This window comes from Streptomyces sp. NPDC087270 (assembly GCF_044744625.1).
Classification (GTDB): domain Bacteria; phylum Actinomycetota; class Actinomycetes; order Streptomycetales; family Streptomycetaceae; genus Actinacidiphila.
The window spans coordinates 73,466-92,630 of sequence record NZ_JBIUYR010000023.1 but is presented as its reverse complement, the minus strand read 5'-3'; the positions used below and the strand labels follow the sequence as shown (position 1 = coordinate 92,630).

The window sequence follows — 19,165 nt, the reverse complement described above, 5'->3', positions numbered from 1 at the left end:
TCGGTGGCGGAAAGGCGTCGTGGTGGCGAGCGCAATAGGCTGGCCGGTATGGGACGCCCTCACCGCATCGTGCTCATCCGGCACGGCGAGTCCCAGGGCAATGAGGACGACAGCATCTACGAAAGGGTGCCCGACCATGCCCTGGAGTTGACCGCCGACGGCCGAAGGCAGGCCGCGACGGCGGGCGCCCGGCTGCGCGCGGTGTTCGGTGGGGAGCGGGTGCAGGCGTTCGTCTCCCCGTACCGGCGGACCTGGCACACCTACGAGGAGTTGGGCCTGGACCCGGCGCTGGCCACGGCGCGCGAGGAGCCCCGGCTGCGGGAGCAGGACTGGGGCAACTGGCAGGACCAGGAGGACATCCAGCGCCAGCGCAAAGCCCGAGACGCCTATGGCCACTTCTTCTACCGGTTCGCGATGGGGGAGAGCGGCGCCGACGTCCACGACCGGGTGGGCGCGTTCCTGGAGACCCTCTACCGCGCCTTCGACAAGCCGGACTTCCCTCCGAACGTGCTGCTGGTCACGCACGGGCTGACGATGCGGCTGTTCTGCATGCGCTGGTTCCACTGGACGGTCGAGGAGTTCGAGACGCTGTCCAACCCGTCCAACGCCGAGACCCGCATGCTGCTGCTGCAGCCCTCCGGCCGCTACATCCTGGACCGGCCGTTCGAGCGGTGGGGAACCCCCGGCCCGCCCGGCGGCGGGTTGCAGTGAGCGCGGGTTCGGTGCCGCACGGCCGAACCCGGCCGACCTCTCCCGCGCCCATGCCTGGTGCCGTGACCGCGCCCCGTCCCCGTTCGCCGCGACCTCACCCGGACGCCAGCCGCGCCGCTCCGCCCAGGAAGCACGCGAACGCCGCGGCGGCCGCCCAGGTCCGTACGTTGTCCAGCCGCTCCCACCGGCGGATCACCGCCTGCCAGCCGTGCGGCGGTGCGCCGGCGCTCCATGCGAGGACACCCGCGTTGATCGGCACGGTTCCGGCGAAGGTGGTCACCGTCCATAGGAGGAGGGCGGCCATTCCCGCGCACTGGAAGTCGAAGCCGCGGCCTCCGGCGTTCCCCACGGTGGCGGCCATGGCGGTCGCGAGCGTCGGGACGTAGACGGCGGGAACCGCGATGCGCAGGCTCCGGATGAGCGCCTGCCGGAGCTCGATGTGCTGCTGGTCGGCCAGCACGGCGAGCGGCCGCCGCACCCCGCAGCGGACCGCGTACTCGGCTCCGGCCAGCAGGCCGGCGAAGAAAATGCTGACGAACGCGACGACGTTCACGGGGCTCCTCTCGACTTCCCTTCCGCCCCGGCACCCGGAAAGCGGGGCGAGCGGTGGAGCATATTTACTGTGACTAGAAAAATACAGTAACAGAAAAATTCTGGACGCCGGACTATCCTGCCGTCATGAGTGCGCGAACGGTGGACTGGGCGGCGCTGCGCGCGTCGCGGCAGGTGGATGCCGCCGGTACCGAGGGTCTGCGCGAGCGCAAGAAGCGGTTGATGCGGCAGCGGCTCTCGGATGTGGCGACCGAGATGTTCGTCGAGCGGGGCTTCGACGCGGTGCGCGTCTCGGAGATCGCCGATGCGTGCGGAGTGTCCGAGAAGACGGTCTTCAACTACTTCCCGACCAAGGAGTCGCTGGTCCTGGACCTGCCGGATGCCACGATGGCCGCGCTGCGCACCGGCCTGGCCGACCCGGGCGTCCCGGTGGTCGAAGCGATGCTGCGCATCCTGGCCGACGAACTCGGCGCCATGACGGCCTGGTTGGACACGCAGGACGACCCGGCGGGGGCCGTCGCCGCGATGGGGCGGTTCGGCGCCCTGATCCGGGCCACGCCGGCACTGCGTGCCCATCAGCGGGACATGACCGACCAGTTGATCGCCGCGGCCGCCCGGACACTGGCAGCACGAGCCGGCGCCGGTCGGGACGACCCGGAGCCGTGGATCGCCGCGACCGCCCTCCTCGGCCTGTGGCAGGTCCAGCATCGCGCGCTGCGTACGCACATGGACGCCACCCTCACGCCCGAGTCGATCAGGGCGGCGGTCACCGCCGACGTTCGCCGCGCCGCCCGGCTCCTCGACGCCGGGCTGGCCGGATTCCCGCGGACTCCCGACGCGCGGACGACAGACCCGCGCCCGACAGACCCGCGCCCGATCGACCCGCGGCCGACCGACGAGCAGCCCCGTACGGAGCCTGCCGACGGCCCTGCTTAGGTCGCGTGCCGCGCCGCCACGAGCCGCGGCCCTGCCCGCCGCCAGCCCGCCGTACGTCCTCCCGTCGACGGGCGCCGACCCGTACGATCCCCTGGCGCCGGGCCGGGCGGTCAGTACGATGCGTCAGATGAAAGCGAAGGTTCCGACGCCATGATTCCCGAGCCTGCCCCTGGTCCCGGCCGGGCCGATTCCGCCGCCGCCCCGACCCCCGACTCCGGCCGCCTGGCGCGTGCCACGGCCAGCCTGCGCGGGCTGGCGGTCGGCGACGCACTCGGGTCGCAGTTCTTCGTTCCGGCCAACTACCCCGCCCTCCAGAGCGGCGAGCTGCCGCCGGGCCCGTGGGCGTGGACGGACGACACGGAGATGGCGTGTTCGGTCCTGGCGGTGCTCGCGTCGCACGGCCGGATCGACCAGGACGCGCTCGCGTGGTCCTTCGCGGAGCACCATGACTTCGACCGCGGCTACGGCCCCGCCGTGAACCGGATGCTGCGGCTGGTCCGCCAGGAGGGCGCCGACTGGCGCGAACTCGCCGCCGGGCTGTTCAACGGGCAGGGCTCGTGGGGCAACGGGGCGGCGATGCGGATCGCGCCGCTGGGCGCCTGGTACGCGGGCGACCCCGAGCAGGCCACCCACCAGGCCGAGATCTCCGCCTACACCACCCACCAGCACCGGGAGGCCGTGGCCGGCGCGATGGCGGTCGCCGCCGCTGCCGCGCTCGCCGCCGACCCCGCGGGGCCCGGCGACCCGGACGCGCTCCTGGGCACGGTGCTGGACCTGGTGCCGCGCAGCGCCGTGCACGCCGGCATCCGACGGGCCCGCGACATGCTGGACTACGCCGACGTGGCGACCGTCGCAGCGGTGCTCGGCTGCGGCCGACGCACCAGCGCCCACGACACGGTGCCCTTCACCCTGTGGGCTGCCGCACGCCACCTGGACGACTACGAGCGGGCGTTCTGGACCACCGCGCGGGCCGGCGGCGACGTGGACACCAACTGCGCGATCGTCGGCGGCATCATCGCCGCCCGCCCCGGCGGCGAACCGCCCGCCACCTGGACACGGCGGACCGAACCGCTGCCGGAGTGGGCCGCAGTGGCCTGATCGCGACGCGCGTGCTGCCTGCAACCGGCGGGCACGCGCCGTCCGTTCGTGCCGCCCGGTGCCGCCGATCACCCCTCTACAGGCGGGCCGTTGCCGAGAGGTAGGCTGAGTGCGTCATGCCGTACGTACCGCCCACCCACACCGTCGAGCGTTCGATGCGCGCCACCCTCGGCGTACGCACCGTCGCTGGTGTGGACGAGGTGGGGCGTGGCGCGTGGGCCGGGCCGGTCACGGTGTGCGCGGCGGTCACCGGACTGCGCCGCCCGCCCGAGGGCCTGACCGACTCCAAACTGATCACTCCCAAGCGGCGGACCAAAATGGCCGCTCTCCTCGCCGACTGGGTGACGTCCTACGCGCTCGGCCACGCCTCGCCCGAGGAGATCGACAGCCTCGGCATGACGGCGGCCCTGCGGCTGGCGGCGGGACGCGCCCTGGAGGCGCTGCCCGAGCGGCCGGACGCGGTCATCCTGGACGGCAAGCACAACTACCTGGGCGGGCCCTGGCAGGTGCGGACGGTCATCAAGGGCGACCAGTCATGTGTCGCGGTGGCCGCCGCGTCCGTGATCGCCAAGGTGCGGCGCGATGCCGCGATGGCCGAACTCGGCGCGGAATACGCCCCGTTCGCCTTCGGGGACAACGCCGGGTATCCGTCACCCGTGCACCGTGCGGCACTCGAGGAACTCGGTCCGACCGCGCAGCACCGGCTGTCCTGGTCGTATCTGGACGCGATGCCGCGGTGGCAGCACCTCAAGAAGGTGCGGGACGACGCAGACACAGGGGAACAACTCGGTTTCGATTTCTGATTGGGGAGCCACCCCCCGCTGCGCATTCACAGCTCGTTTGATAGACATCAACTCATGCCTCTCACCCCCGAGGAGCCTCAGATTCACGAGAGCGTCCCGGGTCCCCGCACTGCTCCGGCCGCCGGCCGGAATGCGTCGACCCCCCGTCCAGTCCCCGGCCCGCCGCGACCTGCGGCACCGCGCCCCGCGCCGTCGAGGGAAGCAGCCGCCGCGGGCGTCGGTCCCGGCCGTCCCGGTCCCAACCGGCCCGCGGGCAAGGCCGGACCAGCGGCTCCGGCCGCGCCGCCCGCCGCCGTGCCCGCGCAGCGTTCCACCGACGGCACGTCCGCCCAGATCCAGCTCATCCCCGCTCCGGAGGCAGGCGCGATCGACGCGGCCGACGAAACGGTTGACCTGCTGCTGGACACCGGCCGTGCCCCCGGCGAGATCCTGGTGCTGACCGCCGGCGAGCAGCATCCCTGGGCCGCCCACGAGCTGTCCTTCGGCGAGGCGTCCTACTGGGCCCAGCACGACGCGGCCGACGACGTGTTCTACGCCGACATCCGCGCCACCCGTGCCACCGGCCGCCCGGTCGTGGTCGTCGCGCTCAACGGCGGTGACGACGAGGGGATGTCGCGCGCGCTGGCGGAGGCGCTGGCCCGCGCCGGTGTGCTGCTGATCGTGTGCGGCGACCCGGCCCGGACCAACGGGTTGCTCGGCGCCACCGCCTGACCGAGGGCCTGGGCGGTTCGCGGCCCGGCGGCCGGACATCCGGCCGCCGGGCCTGGCCGCCGCGCTGCCGCGACGCGGCCGCCGGTGAACGCGCGGGTTCGCCGCGAAGGCGGTCACCCGGGCTTGTGCCGCGAAGGCGTTCGCCCGACAGGGCGGTCAGCGCACGGCGGCCTGGCGCCCGGCCAGCGGCGACCCGTTCGGGAGCGGGGCGTGCGCCGGCGGGTTCGTCCGCAGCGCAGTCGCCGAGCGGGCGTTGGGCGTACGGCCGGCGCGGCTTTCGCCGATGACGTTCCACCCGTCGTCGGTGAGGGTGACGTAGGACCCGCAGCGCAGCCCGTGCAGCGTGCAGGCGTCGCGCAGGCCCCACATCCAGGCGCCGTCCTCCGCGGTCCACTCCGGACCGCCGTCCCGGCAGACCATGAGGACCGCGACCCGCACCGGGTGGCGCAGTCGCAGGTCGTGGGGGATGACCCGGCGCAGGTGGGAGAGCAGGGCGTTGCGGCGTTCCCAGCCGTCCAGGACTCCGCCGCGACCGGTGAACGAGGCACTGGCCCTGATCCGTCCGTCCGGGTCGTAGACCGCGACCACGGCGGTCGCCGGGGTGGGCAGATGCCTGGCGTGCAGGTCCTTGATGACGTCGCGCGGGCTGGCCAGCATCGGCACTCCGCTGCCGGCCCACTCGGCCGGCTCGACGCTGCGCGACACCCGGGGGGAACCGGCGGACGAGGTCTCAGGAACGAACCCGATGGTCACGGTCCTCCCTTCACGGATGCACCCGTAGACCGGGCGCGGGCGCACGCCGGTCAAGGGGCTCGGAGAGCCGATCGGGAATCCACCGCCAATTCTTCCTCTCGTACTGCCATGCGGCAACGGGCAATTGGTGGCAACGACCGGTATGGCAGTGTCCGCCGGATAGATCCCATCCGGCCGATCGACCCGGTCCGACACCCGCCGGGACCAGCGCGAACGCGGCGGCGGCCCCGGTGCGCCGCGGCGATCTCCCGCTGTCGGGCCCCGGCGGGCCGGTCGGGGCCGGAGCGCGTCGCCGGGGCGTGGGATTGGGACGTTGTCGGTGTTGTGGGGTTGCATGGGGACATGAGCAACCAGGAGCTGCGTGCGGAAGCCGATGCGATCCTTGCCGAGCTGGTGGGCGGCCCGGAGGGTTCGGCGCGGCTGCGGGAGGACCAGTGGCAGGCGGTGGCGGCGCTGGTGGAGGAGCGCCGGCGTGCGCTGGTGGTGCAGCGCACCGGCTGGGGCAAGTCGGCGGTGTACTTCGTCGCCACGGCGCTGCTGCGCCGGCGCGGGTCCGGCCCCACGGTGATCATCTCGCCGCTGCTGGCGCTGATGCGCAACCAGGTCGAGGCGGCCGCGCGCGCCGGCATCCAGGCGCGGACCATCAACTCGGCCAACCCGGAGGAGTGGGAGACGATCTACGCAGAGGTCGAGCGCGGGGAGACGGACGTCCTCCTGGTGAGTCCCGAGCGGCTCAATTCGGTCGACTTCCGTGATCAGGTGCTGCCCAAGCTCGCGGCCACGACCGGTCTGCTGGTGGTCGACGAGGCGCACTGCATCTCCGACTGGGGCCACGACTTCCGCCCCGACTACCGCCGGTTGCGGGCCATGCTCGCCGAGCTGCCGGCGGGCGTGCCGGTACTGGCGACCACCGCGACCGCCAACGCGCGCGTGACCGCGGACGTGGCCGAGCAGTTGGGCACCGGAGGCGGTGAGGCGCTGGTGCTCCGGGGCACGCTCGAACGCGAGAGCCTGCGGCTGGGCGTCGTCCGGCTGCCGGACGCCGCGCACCGGCTGGCCTGGCTCGCCGAGCACCTGGACGAACTGCCGGGCTCGGGAATCATCTACACGCTCACCGTGGCCGCGGCCGAGGAGGCCACCGCGTTCCTGCGGCAGCGGGGCTTCGAGGTGGCCTCGTACACCGGGAAGACGGAGAACGCCGAGCGCCTGCAGGCCGAGGTCGACCTGCAGGAGAACCGGGTCAAGGCCCTGGTCGCGACGTCGGCGCTGGGCATGGGCTACGACAAACCCGACCTGGGTTTCGTGGTCCACCTCGGCTCGCCCTCCTCGCCGATCGCCTACTACCAGCAGGTGGGCCGTGCGGGGCGCGGGGTGGCGCACGCCGACGTGCTGCTGCTGCCCGGCAGGGAGGACGAAGCCATCTGGCGCTACTTCGCCGACACCGCCTTCCCGCCGGAGGCGCAGGTCCGGCAGACCCTCGCGGCCCTCGCCGAGGCGGGGCGTCCGCTGTCCGTGCCGGCCCTGGAAGCCGCGGTGGACCTCCGGCGCGGCCGGCTGGAGACGATGCTGAAGGTGCTGGACGTCGACGGCGCGGTCAAGCGGGTGAAGGGCGGCTGGGCGGCGACGGGCGCGGAGTGGGCGTACGACGAGGAGCGCTACGCGTGGGTGGCCCGGCAGCGTTCGGCCGAGCAGCAGGCCATGCGCGACTACGTGAGCACGCCCCGGTGCCGGATGGAGTTCCTGCGCCGGCAGCTGGACGACGAAGGGGCGGTCCCTTGCGGCCGTTGCGACAACTGCGCGGGGGCGTGGGTCGATTCCTCGGTCTCGGCCGGGGCGTTGACGGGGGCGGCGAAGGAACTGGACCGTCCCGGGGTGGAGATCGAACCCCGCCGGATGTGGCCGACGGGGATGGCCGCGCTCGGCATCGACCTCAAGGGGCGCATTCCGGCCAAGGAGCAGTGCTCGGCCGGGCGCGCGCTGGGCAGGCTGTCGGACATCGGCTGGGGCAACCGGCTGCGGCCGTTGCTGGCCGAGGACGCGCCCGACGGACCCGTGCCCGACGAGGTCCTGCGGGCCGCCGTGGCCGTTCTCGCCGACTGGGCCCGCTCTCCCGGCGGCTGGGCGACGGACGCCCCGGACGCTTCGGCCCGGCCGGTCGGGGTCGTCGCCGTCCCGTCGCTGGCCCGCCCGCAACTGGTCGGCTCCCTTGCCGAGGGGATCGCGAACGTCGGCCGCCTCCCCTTCCTGGGCAGCCTGACGTACACCGGGGCGAGCGGGGCGCACGCGGCACGTCGCAGCAACTCCGCCCAGCGGTTGCGGGCGCTGTCCGGCGCGTTCACCGTCTCCGAGGAGCTGGCCGCTGCCCTGGCGAGCGCTCCGGGGGCCGTTCTGCTGGTGGACGACTCCACCGACTCCGGGTGGACCCTCGCGGTCGCTGCGCGCTTGCTGCGTCAGGCGGGCAGCGGTGAGGTGCTTCCGTTGGTCCTCGCTGCGGCAGGCTGACCTGGGGCTGGGGCTGGGGCTGGTGCCGGGTGCCGGGCGTTCGGGATGAGTGCTGGGGGTTGAGCCCTGAGGGCCGGGCGTTGGGCCTGGTACGTGTCCGGTCGTGGGTGCGTCGGGTCCTGCCTGCGTTGTCCACAGCCGAACGGGTGATCTCCCGCGGGAGAGCCGTTCCATGCGTCATCGTCGAGTCATGACACAGAGCGACGAAATTCAGCACGGACAGTCATCGGATGGGCCGATGGAGGTCAAGGTCACGCTGCGCGGCCCGGGCGAACTCGCGGACGCGCTGCCCTATCTGCTCGGCTTCCAACCGACGGACAGCCTGGTCCTCGTGGCACTGCACGGGGAGCACGGCCGCTTCGGCGGGAGGCTGCGGGTGAGCCTGCCGGAGAATCCGGCGGACTGGTCGGTCAGCGCCGGGCATCTCGCCGAGTGCCTGGTGCGAAACAGCACCCGCCGCGGCGGACACCCCGACGCGGTCGTGGTCTTCCTCTGCCAGGACCCGTCCGAGGGCGAGCGGCCGTCGGACGTGATGGAGCGGCTGCGGCCTCTCGCCCAGCGACTGCGGGTCGCCTGCGGGGAGTTGGACGTGCCGGTGGTGGAGGCGCTGTGCGTGTCGGCCGGGCGCTGGTGGTCCTACTGCCTGCCGGACCGCGCACCGTCACCGGCCGAGGGCACCGCTCTTCCGCCGCCGGGCAGCACCGCCATGGCCGCCACTGCCGCATACGCGGGGCTTCCGACTCCCGGCTCGCTGCGGGACATCGAGGCCCGGCTCAGGCCGGCGGCGGTCCGCGACCACCAGCGGGAGATCGCGCTGGACATCGCCTGCGCCGAGGTGCTGCCGCGGATGCTGGCCGACAACCGCGTCGAGGAGACGCGTCGCCGCACACTCGGGCTGGCCCGCGCGGCGCTGGAGCGGCTCCGGGCCGTGCCGCGGCTCGATGACGCGGTCAGGTCCGACGAGCAGGACGACGCGCTGCTGGCCGACGACGAGGCGGCCACCGTGATCCTCGGCCTCCAGGACAAGGCCGCCCGCGACCGCGCCGCGGAGTGGGCGGAGCCCGGGCAGGCGGACGCGGCCGTCCGGTTGTGGCGGGCGCTGGCTCGCCGCTGCGTCGGGCCGTATCAGGAGCACGCGGTCGCGCCGCTCACCCTCACCGGTTGGGTCGCATGGTCGACGGGGGACGAGGCCGAGGCCCGCGTCGCCCTGCGGATGGCGCTCGACCTCGATCCGAACTACACGTTCGCCCGGCTGTTGCACACCTCCGTCAACGAGGGCTTGGACCCTGAGCTGCTGCGGCGCACCCTGCGCCAGGAACGGCGCAAGCGTGTGCTCGGCAGGGCCGCCACCCGCCGCGGGCCGACCGGCGCTGCGGGCCGAGGTCCCGACCCTCGCGCGCCGAGGGACCGCCGTGCCCGGACCCGCCGGTGACCGCCCTCATGACCCGCGTACAGCTCCGGCGCACGGGACGGGTGGACGCCGAGGGGCGCGCACGAGGGCTTCCGCGGGGTGGTGCGTGTGGCGGTCGGGGAGTGTGGGACGCCAGGGGCGGTGGCTGGGAATTGACGCCACCTGATCGTCAAGAGAGTCGATCGGGCTGTTTATCGTCAGGGAGACGACTAAGATCGCGTCATGTCGCCCTACGACCCGTCGGCCTTCCCGCCCTTCGCCGTCACCGTCGACCTGGTGGTGCTCACGGTGCGACATCACGCGCTGTGTGCGCTCTCGGTGCGCAGGGGCGAGCCTCCGTTCCAGGGCCGGTGGGCGCTGCCTGGTGGTTTCGTCCGCGACGACGAGGACCTCTCGCAGGCGGCGGCCCGCGAGTTGGCCGAGGAGACGGGGCTGCGCGCCCAGAACGGCGCCCATCTGGAACAGCTCGCCACCTATGGCGATCCGCAGCGCGACCCGAGGATGAGGGTGGTCAGCGTGGCGCACCTCGTGCTCGCGCCGGACCTGCCGGCGCCTCGCGCCGGCGGCGACGCGCGCAGTGCCCGGTGGGCACCGGTCGGCACGCTGCTGGCGGAGAACGGTCAGGACCACCCGGGCGACGCGGCCCCGCTCGCCTTCGACCACGGGCGCATCCTCGCCGACGGTGTCGAGCGGGCCCGGTCGAAGATCGAGTACTCCTCGCTGGCCACGGCCTTCTGCCCTCCCGAGTTCACCGTCGGGGAGCTGCGGCGGGTGTACGAAGCGGTGTGGGGGGTGGCGCTCGACCCGCGCAACTTCCATCGCAAGGTGACCGGGACGGTCGGCTTCCTCGTGCCGACCGGAGGCACGACGACCCGTCAGGGCGGGCGCCCGGCACAGTTGTTCAGGGCCGGGGGTGCGGCGCTGCTCAATCCGCCGATGCTCCGACCAGAGGTGTAATTTCGGGGCTTTTGTCCGTTTTATTGGGTATTTCAGCGCTATGGTGTTGGAGTGATCCAGGCCATCGGACTGACCAGCTTGTCCCGTCGCAACACCCCGCCTGCCGTCGCCGACCTGACCTTCGAGGTGCGGGAGGGCGAGGTGACCGGCCTGCTCGGACCGGCCGGCTCGGGCAAGTCCACCGCGCTGCGCCTGCTGCTGGGGGTGCAGTCGGGCCGCGGCGCCACCCTCGTCGACGGTCGCCCGCTGCACGAACTGGCCCGCCCCGCCCACGAGATCGGTGCCGTGCTCGGCGACGTCCCCGGGCACCCCCGCCGCAGTGCCCGCGGCCACCTGCGCATGCTCTGCTCCGCCTACGGACTGCCGCTCGCGCGCGCCGACGAGGTCCTCGAGGCGGTCGGCCTGGACGCGGTGGCGCACGAGCGGCTCGACACGCACTCGCTCGGCATGGACCGCCGGCTGGGCTTCGCCGTCGCGTTGCTCACCCGTCCGCGCGCCCTGATCCTGGACGACCCCGCCCACGGTCTGCTGCCGCGCGAGGCCGCCTGGGTCCATGAACTGGTGCGCCGGCACGCTGCGGAAGGCGGCGCCGTCCTGCTCGCCGGCCGGGACGCCGGCGCGCTGGCCCGTACGTCCGACCGCGTGCTCGCGCTGGACGGCGGCCGGCTGGTGGCCGACGAGGCCGCGGCGCAGTTCGCGCGCAGCCGGCTGCGTCCTTACGTGGCGGTGCGGTCGCCCTACGCCCAACGGCTGGCCGAACTGCTCAGCGACGACGGCGCCGAGGTGGTCGCCGCGAGCGGCAGTCGTATCGCGGTGTACGGCACGACGTCCGCGGTGGTGGGGGAGACCGCCTACCGGCACGGCATCCTGCTGCACGAGCTGGCCGACACCAGTGCCGACCGGCTCGACCGGGACCGGGCCGAGGCCGATCCGGAGGAGGCGGCCGTGCCGCGGCAGCGGACCGAGGCCCGGCGGTCGCGACGCATCGGGCGCCGTCCTGGCCCGGTCCGCCCGATCGGGTACGAGGCTCGTCGCGCCTTCGGCGTGCGCACACCCTGGCCCGCGGTGTTCGGCGCGCTGCTGTGCTCGGCGCTCGGCGCGGTGCTGATCGCCCGGACCGGAGTGGCGCACAGCTCGGCCCTGCACATGCTGTCGGGCTGGGCGCCTGAACTACCGCTGCCGGCGGCGGCGATCGGGGCCGGACTGCTCGGCGCGCTCAGCTACGGCCAGGAGTTCCGCTACCCGGCACTCGGGCCAGGCCATGGCCCCGAGCCCCGCAGCCCCCGCCTGCTCGGCGCCAAACTCGTGGTCGGTGCGGTGACGGCGTTGCTGCTCGCCGCGGCGGCCACCGCCGTCGACGTCGCCACCCTCAGGCTGCTCGTCCCCCGCGGTCATGCACCGGACCCGCTCGCCCACCCCGCCGCGCTGGCCGGCTGCGCCGCGCTCGCGGTCGGGTGCTGCTGGGCCGGGGTGCTGGCGGCGGCGGTCTTCCGCACCACCGCGCTCGGAGTGTCCGCGGTGCTCGCGGTGCCGCTGCTCGCCGTACCAGCCGTGCGCGCGCTGCTCGGTGGGCCGCAGGCAAGGGAACTCGGTGACGCCGGCGAGGCGTTGTGGTCGGTGGTGAGCGGCGTGTCCCAGGGTGGCGGGGGCGTGAGCGGCGCGCTGCGCTTCGTCGGCCAACCCCTTTTCCTGGGGCTGGCGTTGTCACTCACCGTGCTGGTCGGCGCTTTCACGGCAAGCGCGTTGCGCGGGCGGCGGCAGGAGCGGCGGTCAACTGCCGTGTCCACCGGAGCAAGTGCGCCGCTCCCTGGCGAGGATGGGTGAATCCTCCAGAAAAAACGTCAATTATCAGGTGATGAGTGCTCACCCTTTCGTGTGCTTTTCAGCAAAGCCCTCAAGGCCGGGTTCGGCATCGCCGACAAAGGATGCGTGAGTACCCTTGCGCATTCCATGATGACCGCGGCCCGTTCCGCCGACTCCGGTATCGCCGGTTCGGGCGAGCTCGATCGCTATCCGTACACCGATGCCCCCGGCACCGAACGCCCCGGGCTCCACGCCTGGGAAGGCGTGGAACCTGACATGAGCCGGGTCGGCCGCCGCGCCGGAGGCAGCCGCGGCCGTGGTCTGCACGGCCAACTCGTCCAGCAGCTCGGTCAGATGATCGTCTCGGGCGACCTGGGCGCCGATCGCCCGCTGGTCCCCGAGGAGATCGGCCAGCGCTTCGAGGTCTCCCGCACCGTGGTGCGCGAGTCCCTGCGCGTGCTCGAGGCCAAGGGCCTCGTCAGCGCCCGGCCGAACGTCGGCACCCGGGTCCGCCCGGTCAGTGACTGGAACCTGCTCGACCCCGACATCATCGAGTGGCGCGCCTTCGGTCCGCAGCGCGACGACCAGCGCCGCGAACTGCTCGAACTGCGCGCGACCATCGAGCCGGTCGCCGCCCGGCTGGCGGCCGGCCACGGCCGCGAGGACGTCCAGCAGCGGCTGGCGGACATGGCCGAGATCATGGCCCACGCCAGCGCCCAGGGCGACTCGCTCACCTTCAGCCGGGCGGACGCAGAGTTCCACACCCTGGTGCTCCAGGTCGCGGGCAACCGGATGCTGGAGCACCTGTCCGGCATCGTGTCGGCCGCCCTGCACGTCTCCGGCGGCCTGGCCACCGGCTGCGAGCGTCCGGGGGACACCTCGGTCGGCCTGCACCACCGGATCGTGGAGGCGCTGGCCGAAGGTGACGGCGGCACCGCCGAGGCGGCCATGCGCCAGCTGCTGGCCGCGCCGACCGAGCCGGCAGCGGCGCCCGCCGCCGACCACGTGGTCCCGGCGCCCCGCGAGAAGAACTGATCGCCCCGGGAGCCGCCGCGGACCCCGATCCGGGGGTCGGCGGCGGCCCCATGTGTGCGAGATGCCCGGTTCTGGTAGATATCAGTACGTTATGGGGTGTGACTCGGGCCACGTAAGCTTGGCGTAACGCTTGGCGAGGCAGTGCGATGACTTAAGAGGTGGCCGCCGCACACGCAATGTTCAACCGAATATTCGGCGTCAGGACTGATGCCGAGTCGCTGTGCGGTACCACTCAGTCGTTCCCATCGTTCCGAGAGGTTGTTCGTGTCGGCCAGCACATCCCGTACGCTCCCGTCCGAGATCGCCGAATCCGAGTCTCTGATGGCGCTCATCGAGCAGGGTAAGGCCCAGGGCCAGATCGCCGGCGACGATGTGCGTCGGGCGTTCGAAGCGGACCAGATTCCGGCAACCCAGTGGAAGAACGTTCTGCGCAGCCTCAACCAGGTCCTCGACGAGGAGGGTGTGACGCTGATGGTGACCGCCGCAGAGGCGCCCAAGCGCACCCGTAAGAGCGTCGCAGCCAAGAGCCCGGCGAAACGTACTGCCACCAAGACGGTCGCCACCAAGACGGCGGCCCCAGCCAAGAAGACCGTAGCGCCCAAGGCCCCCGCCCCGGAGGCGGTGACCGAGGCCGAGACCACGGTGGAGCCATCGGTGGAGGCGGAGAACCCAGCCAAGAAGGCGCCCGCGAAGAAGACCGCGGCCAAGAAGACGGCTGCCAAGAAGGCCCCGGCGAAGAAGGCGACGACGAAGAAGTCCTCGGGCGACGACGCCGAGACGGACGAGTCGATCGAGGACGCCGCGCCCGGCAAGGGCGGCGAAGAGGATGCCGAGAAGCCGGAGTCCGAGAGCTTCGTGCTCTCCGACGACGACGAGGACGACGCGCCTGCCCAGCAGGTCGCCGTCGCCGGCGCCACCGCCGACCCGGTCAAGGACTACCTGAAGCAGATCGGCAAGGTCCCGCTGCTCAACGCCGAGCAGGAGGTCGAGCTCGCCAAGCGGATCGAGGCCGGTCTGTTCGCCGAGGACAAGCTCGCGGCGGCCGACAAGCTCGCGCCCAAGCTCAAGCGCGAGCTGGAGATCATCGCCGAGGACGGTCGCTGGGCGAAGAACCACCTGCTGGAGGCCAACCTCCGCCTCGTGGTCTCGCTGGCCAAGCGCTACACCGGCCGCGGCATGCTCTTCCTCGACCTGATCCAGGAGGGCAACCTCGGCCTGATCCGTGCGGTCGAGAAGTTCGACTACACCAAGGGCTTCAAGTTCTCCACCTACGCGACCTGGTGGATTCGTCAGGCGATCACCCGTGCCATGGCCGACCAGGCCCGCACCATCCGTATCCCGGTGCACATGGTCGAGGTCATCAACAAGCTGGCCCGCGTCCAGCGCCAGATGCTCCAGGACCTGGGCCGCGAGCCCACCCCGGAGGAGCTGGCCAAGGAACTCGACATGACCCCCGAGAAGGTCATCGAGGTCCAGAAGTACGGCCGTGAGCCCATCTCGCTGCACACCCCGCTCGGTGAGGACGGCGACAGCGAGTTCGGTGACCTGATCGAGGACTCCGAGGCGGTCGTGCCCGCCGACGCGGTGAGCTTCACCCTCCTCCAGGAGCAGCTCCACTCGGTCCTGGACACCCTGTCGGAGCGCGAGGCGGGCGTGGTCTCCATGCGCTTCGGCCTCACCGACGGGCAGCCCAAGACGCTGGACGAGATCGGCAAGGTCTACGGAGTGACGCGCGAGCGCATCCGCCAGATCGAGTCGAAGACGATGTCCAAGCTGCGCCACCCGTCGCGGTCCCAGGTCCTGCGGGACTACCTGGACTGACGCCCCCCGACCCGGCCTGCCCCCGGCGCTGAACCGGCGTCTGGGGCGGCCCAGGGACGGTTGCCTCTGCGGATGCGGCCTCCTGACCTGTCGATGACTCTGGGTATGCAGAGTGATTCACAGGGTCAGGAGGCCGTATGCGTTTCAGTGTCCGTACCGTCATCGCGGCGATAGTCGCGCTGCTGCCGGCTCTGGTGGTGCCGCTGGCGCTGCCCGCCACCCCGGCAGCGGCCCATGAGGTCGTCGTGGGCGGTACCCCGACCACGACCCAGCAGGAGCCCTGGGTGGTGGCCCTGTCCAGCCGCTCCCGCTTCGGCGACGACCGATCCGGCCAGTTCTGCGGCGGCGTGGCCGTCGGGGCCCGCACGGTGGTCACCGCCGCGCACTGCTTCGGCAAGGAGGCGCTGGGCGTGTCCGACTGGCAGCAGTTGCCGGATCTCAGGGTCATCGCGGACCGCACCGACCTGACCGGTGACAGCGGCGAGGAGCTCCGGCTCTCCAAGGTGTGGGTGAACCCGGACTTCGACCAGACCACCAACGCGAACGACGTCGCGGTGATCACGCTGGCGGAGCCGCTGCCCGACGGCGCGGCAATCCCGATGGCCGAACCCTCGGACACGGATTCCTACCGCCCGGGCACCCAGGCCCAGGTCTACGGCTGGGGGGACACCACCGGCAATGGTGACTACGCGTCCGCGCTGCGTACCGCGAACGTCACGGTCTTCGCCGACTCGGTGTGTGAGCAGGCGTACCCGGGCGGTAGCGTCGGCAGCTATGTGCCCGCGTCGATGATGTGCGCGGGCGCGCAGCAGGGCGGGCACGACGCATGCCAGGGCGACAGCGGCGGTCCGCTGGTCGTCGCCGGCCGGCTGGTCGGCCTGGTGTCATGGGGAAACGGCTGCGCGATGGCGGACTACCCGGGTGTGTACACGCGGGTGTCCGCGATGGAGGCGCTGATCGCACAGCACATGTGACGCAGCGCGGCGCAGGGAATCGATGGCCCGTCGCGGCGCGCCACACGGACCGTCGGCGAACCGACGGCCCTGGTGGGCGCCCGATGGGTCCGGGGGTGTACCGGTCGGCCTGAGATGTACCGGCTGGGTCTGGGACCTGACGGCGGCCCGGGAAAACCCGCGGGCGGACACCCCCTCAAGGGGTCCGTCCGCCCGCGGCTCCGAACTCGTCGCTGGTCTGAAGGCTCAGCGCTCGTCGTCTCCCGTCGACGCCGGGGTCTCGTTCAGCCGACCGGTCTCGTCCTGTATCTCGGCTGCGATCTTCTTCAGTTCGGGCTCGAACTTGCGGCCATGGTGCGCGCAGAAGAGCAGCTCTCCGCCGCTGATGAGCACGACACGCAGGTAGGCCTGAGCGCCGCAACGGTCGCAGCGGTCGCCCGCTGTCAGCGGACTCGCGGGGGTCAGAACAGTAGTCACGTCGCCTCTTCTCTAGCTCGACGAGCTGTCGTACCAGGGTCAACATCCAACCAGGCCGAAAACGTTCCCGCTGACGGCTTTTTCTCGGAACCGTCCTCGGTGTGACCGGGTGTTACCGATTGGCGGCGAATAGGAGTCAATTGCGGCGGATGTCGGGTGTGGAGCTGTTGTCCGGATCGCCCCCCGGCTGGCAACCGGGTTGTTGGAGAGGACGTGCCCGGAGCCTAAATGGTTCATGCCTCTTTGGGAACGTGACATGTGTATCACTCGCGCGGGTTATCGAACGCCTGCTCGACGAGGACTAGGATGAACCATCCAGATGCCGGGTCGCGGCAGTGTCCACCTGCCCCGCATCGGTACCCTCTCACCGACACGGCTGAATATCTTGACCGAGGAGCTGCCCGCGTGACCGCCGAAACATCCGTGCCGCCCGCCGCGCTGCTGACGGGCGCAGATCGTGACGGTTCCAATTACACCGCGCGGCACCTCCTCGTCCTCGAAGGTCTCGAGGCCGTCCGCAAGCGACCCGGTATGTACATCGGGTCGACCGACAGTCGCGGACTGATGCACTGCGTCTGGGAGATCATCGACAACTCCGTCGACGAGGCGCTGGGCGGCCACGGCGACAGGATCGAGGTCGTGCTGCACTCCGACGGGTCCATCGAGGTGCGGGACAACGGCCGCGGCATCCCGGTCGACGTCGAGCCCAAGACCGGCCTGTCCGGTGTCGAGGTCGTCATGACCAAGCTGCACGCCGGCGGCAAGTTCGGCGGCGGCTCCTACGCAGCCTCCGGCGGTCTGCACGGCGTCGGCGCCTCGGTGGTCAACGCGCTGTCCGCGCGCCTGGACGTCGAAGTGGACCGCGGCGGCCACACCCACAGCATCAGCTTCCGCCGCGGTGTCCCCGGGATCTTCACCGAGTCCGGCCCCGACGCGCCCTTCGAGCCGGCCAGCGGCGTGACCCGCACCAAGAAGATCCCGCGCACCCGCACCGGCACCAGGGTGCGGTACTGGGCCGACCGGCAGATCTTCCTCAAGGACGCCAAGCTCTCCCTGGACAACCTCCACCAGCGCGCCCGGCAGACCGCGTTCCTCGTCCCCGGCCTGACCATCGTGGTGCGCGACGAGCGCGGCATCGAGGAGGACAAGCCGGTCGAGGACGTCTTCCACTACGACGGTGGCATCAGCGAGTTCTGCGAGTACCTCGCCCCCGACAAGCCGATCTGCGACGTGCAGCGGCTGACCGGCAGCGGCACCTTCAAGGAGACCGTCCCCGTACTCGACGACCGCGGGCACATGACCCCCACCGAGGTCACCCGCGAACTCGGTGTCGACATCGCCCTGCGCTGGGGCACCGGTTACGACACCTCGCTCAAGTCGTTCGTGAACATCATCGCGACGCCCAAGGGCGGCACCCATGTGACCGGATTCGAGCGGTCGGTCGCCAAGACGGTCAACGAGGTGCTGCGCGCCACCAAACTGCTGCGCGTCGCCGAGGACGACATCGTCAAGGACGACGCGATGGAGGGGCTGACGGCGGTGGTCACCGTCCGGCTGGCCGAGCCGCAATTCGAGGGGCAGACCAAGGAGGTGCTGGGCACCTCGGCGGCGAACCGGATCGTGGCCGCCGTGGTGACCAAGGAGCTCAAGGACTTCCTGACCTCCACCCGGCGCGACACCAAGGGCCAGGCCCGGGCCGTCCTGGAGAAGGCCGTCGCCGCGGCCAGGACCCGGATCGCCGCCCGCCAGCACAAGGAGGCGCAGCGCAGGAAGACCGCGCTGGAGACCTCCTCGCTGCCCGCCAAGCTCGCCGACTGCCGCAGCGACAACGTCGAGCGCAGCGAACTGTTCATCGTCGAGGGCGACTCGGCGCTCGGCACCGCCAAGCTGGCGCGCAACTCCGAGTTCCAGGCACTCCTGCCGATCCGCGGCAAGATCCTCAACGTGCAGAAGTCCTCCGTCTCGGACATGCTCAAGAACGCCGAGTGCGGGGCGATCATCCAGGTGATAGGAGCCGGCTCCGGGCGCACCTTCGACATCGACCAGGCGCGCTACGGCAAGGTGATCTTCCTGGCCGACGCCGATGTCGACGGCGCCCATATCCGCTGCCTGCTGCTGACCCTCTTCCAGCGCTACATGCGCGCCATGGTCGAGGAGGGCCGGGTCTTCTCCGCCGTCCCCCCGCTGCACCGGATCGAGCTCGTCCAGCCCAAGAAGGGGCAGGACAAGTACCTGTACACCTACTCCGACGCGGAACTGCGCCAGACCCTCCAGGACCTCAACCGGCGCAACGTCCGCTACAAGGACAGCATCCAGCGCTACAAGGGCCTCGGCGAGATGGACGCCAATCAGCTGGCCGAGACCACGATGGACCCGCGCCACCGCACCCTGCGCCGGATCAACATCAGCGATCTCGAAGCCGCGGAGCAGGCGTTCGACCTCCTGATGGGCAACGAGGTCGCGCCGCGCAAGGAGTTCATCTCCAGTTCCGCCTCGACCCTGGACCGCGCACGGATCGACGTCTGAACCGCGGCCGTACGAGCCTCCCGCCATCCGGCACACGCGCCCGCCCGCTCCCCGTCAACGCGGGAGCGGGCGGGCGCGCGTGGTCGCGGCGAACCACTTGGCGGGGCCTGGTTCTC

The 19,165-nt window shown here is 71.9% G+C and carries 16 protein-coding genes; 13 read left to right on the top strand and 3 right to left on the bottom strand.

All coding sequences use genetic code 11. The annotated features are described in order from the left end of the window. Positions 1-48: 48 nt before the first annotated feature. On the top strand, positions 49-711 hold the full coding sequence (locus ACIPAE_RS34445) for a histidine phosphatase family protein (protein ID WP_329364022.1): 663 nt from the start codon (positions 49-51) through the stop codon (positions 709-711). Between the two features lie 94 nt (positions 712-805). On the opposite strand, the gene ACIPAE_RS34440 is transcribed toward ACIPAE_RS34445, so the two are convergent. Continuing rightward, complete coding sequence (locus ACIPAE_RS34440) at positions 806-1,264, bottom strand: hypothetical protein (RefSeq protein ID WP_402450683.1); 459 nt, start codon at positions 1,262-1,264, stop codon at positions 806-808. A gap of 125 nt (positions 1,265-1,389) precedes the next feature. On the opposite strand from ACIPAE_RS34440, the gene ACIPAE_RS34435 reads away from it, so the two are divergent. The 4 genes from ACIPAE_RS34435 to ACIPAE_RS34420 all read left to right on the top strand — a co-directional run bounded on the left by ACIPAE_RS34435 (position 1,390) and on the right by ACIPAE_RS34420 (position 4,811). Continuing rightward, complete coding sequence (locus ACIPAE_RS34435; protein ID WP_402450680.1) at positions 1,390-2,199, top strand: TetR family transcriptional regulator; 810 nt, start codon at positions 1,390-1,392, stop codon at positions 2,197-2,199. 150 nt (positions 2,200-2,349) lie between these two features. Beyond that, positions 2,350-3,297, top strand: coding sequence for an ADP-ribosylglycohydrolase family protein (locus ACIPAE_RS34430; protein ID WP_402450677.1), 948 nt, complete (start codon positions 2,350-2,352; stop codon positions 3,295-3,297). A 116-nt stretch (positions 3,298-3,413) separates the two neighbouring features. After that, positions 3,414-4,100, top strand: coding sequence for a ribonuclease HII (locus ACIPAE_RS34425; protein WP_329364015.1), 687 nt, complete (start codon positions 3,414-3,416; stop codon positions 4,098-4,100). A gap of 54 nt (positions 4,101-4,154) precedes the next feature. Further along, on the top strand, positions 4,155-4,811 hold the full coding sequence (locus ACIPAE_RS34420) for a hypothetical protein (RefSeq protein WP_329364013.1): 657 nt from the start codon (positions 4,155-4,157) through the stop codon (positions 4,809-4,811). Positions 4,812-4,967: 156 nt separating this feature from the next. Here the strand turns inward: ACIPAE_RS34420 and ACIPAE_RS34415 are convergent, their stop codons facing one another. Beyond that, a complete protein-coding gene (locus ACIPAE_RS34415; RefSeq protein WP_329364011.1) occupies positions 4,968-5,564 on the bottom strand; it encodes a hypothetical protein in 597 nt (198 codons plus the stop codon). Between the two features lie 342 nt (positions 5,565-5,906). On the opposite strand from ACIPAE_RS34415, the gene ACIPAE_RS34410 reads away from it, so the two are divergent. The 7 genes from ACIPAE_RS34410 (at position 5,907) to ACIPAE_RS34380 (ending at position 16,067) form a co-directional block, all read left to right on the top strand. Then, positions 5,907-8,066, top strand: a complete 2,160-nt coding sequence (locus ACIPAE_RS34410) for a RecQ family ATP-dependent DNA helicase (RefSeq protein WP_366409975.1) — start codon at positions 5,907-5,909, stop codon at positions 8,064-8,066. Positions 8,067-8,304: 238 nt separating this feature from the next. Further along, positions 8,305-9,498, top strand: coding sequence for a DUF4192 domain-containing protein (locus ACIPAE_RS34405; RefSeq protein WP_402450674.1), 1,194 nt, complete (start codon positions 8,305-8,307; stop codon positions 9,496-9,498). A 201-nt stretch (positions 9,499-9,699) separates the two neighbouring features. Further along, positions 9,700-10,434: an NUDIX hydrolase gene (locus ACIPAE_RS34400; protein WP_328470254.1), complete on the top strand. Its 735-nt coding sequence runs from the start codon at positions 9,700-9,702 to the stop codon at positions 10,432-10,434. A 51-nt stretch (positions 10,435-10,485) separates the two neighbouring features. After that, complete coding sequence (locus tag ACIPAE_RS34395; protein ID WP_402450670.1) at positions 10,486-12,258, top strand: ATP-binding cassette domain-containing protein; 1,773 nt, start codon at positions 10,486-10,488, stop codon at positions 12,256-12,258. Positions 12,259-12,309: 51 nt separating this feature from the next. Further along, positions 12,310-13,272, top strand: coding sequence for a FadR/GntR family transcriptional regulator (locus tag ACIPAE_RS34390; RefSeq protein ID WP_329364003.1), 963 nt, complete (start codon positions 12,310-12,312; stop codon positions 13,270-13,272). 264 nt (positions 13,273-13,536) lie between these two features. Further along, positions 13,537-15,093: an RNA polymerase sigma factor gene (locus tag ACIPAE_RS34385; RefSeq protein WP_329364001.1), complete on the top strand. Its 1,557-nt coding sequence runs from the start codon at positions 13,537-13,539 to the stop codon at positions 15,091-15,093. A gap of 137 nt (positions 15,094-15,230) precedes the next feature. Beyond that, a complete protein-coding gene (locus tag ACIPAE_RS34380; RefSeq protein WP_329363998.1) occupies positions 15,231-16,067 on the top strand; it encodes a serine protease in 837 nt (278 codons plus the stop codon). 225 nt (positions 16,068-16,292) lie between these two features. Here ACIPAE_RS34380 and ACIPAE_RS34375 read toward each other — a convergent pair whose 3' ends face one another. Then, a complete protein-coding gene (locus tag ACIPAE_RS34375; protein WP_103884849.1) occupies positions 16,293-16,523 on the bottom strand; it encodes a hypothetical protein in 231 nt (76 codons plus the stop codon). Between the two features lie 405 nt (positions 16,524-16,928). Here ACIPAE_RS34375 and ACIPAE_RS34370 point away from each other — a divergent pair, with 405 nt between their 5' ends. Further along, on the top strand, positions 16,929-19,049 hold the full coding sequence (locus ACIPAE_RS34370; RefSeq protein ID WP_329363997.1) for a DNA topoisomerase IV subunit B: 2,121 nt from the start codon (positions 16,929-16,931) through the stop codon (positions 19,047-19,049). The last annotated feature ends 116 nt before the right edge of the window (positions 19,050-19,165 follow it).

Excerpts from the sequence above, each read along its gene's own strand:
- ACIPAE_RS34445 (WP_329364022.1), top strand. The coding sequence starts at position 49 with ATGGGACGCCCTCACCGCATCGTGCTCATCCGGCACGGCGAGTCCCAG.
- ACIPAE_RS34435 (WP_402450680.1), top strand. The coding sequence starts at position 1,390 with ATGAGTGCGCGAACGGTGGACTGGGCGGCGCTGCGCGCGTCGCGGCAG.
- ACIPAE_RS34430 (WP_402450677.1), top strand. The coding sequence starts at position 2,350 with ATGATTCCCGAGCCTGCCCCTGGTCCCGGCCGGGCCGATTCCGCCGCC.
- ACIPAE_RS34425 (WP_329364015.1), top strand. The coding sequence starts at position 3,414 with ATGCCGTACGTACCGCCCACCCACACCGTCGAGCGTTCGATGCGCGCC.
- ACIPAE_RS34420 (WP_329364013.1), top strand. The coding sequence starts at position 4,155 with ATGCCTCTCACCCCCGAGGAGCCTCAGATTCACGAGAGCGTCCCGGGT.
- ACIPAE_RS34410 (WP_366409975.1), top strand. The coding sequence starts at position 5,907 with ATGAGCAACCAGGAGCTGCGTGCGGAAGCCGATGCGATCCTTGCCGAG.
- ACIPAE_RS34405 (WP_402450674.1), top strand. The coding sequence starts at position 8,305 with ATGGAGGTCAAGGTCACGCTGCGCGGCCCGGGCGAACTCGCGGACGCG.
- ACIPAE_RS34400 (WP_328470254.1), top strand. The coding sequence starts at position 9,700 with ATGTCGCCCTACGACCCGTCGGCCTTCCCGCCCTTCGCCGTCACCGTC.
- ACIPAE_RS34380 (WP_329363998.1), top strand. The coding sequence starts at position 15,231 with ATGCGTTTCAGTGTCCGTACCGTCATCGCGGCGATAGTCGCGCTGCTG.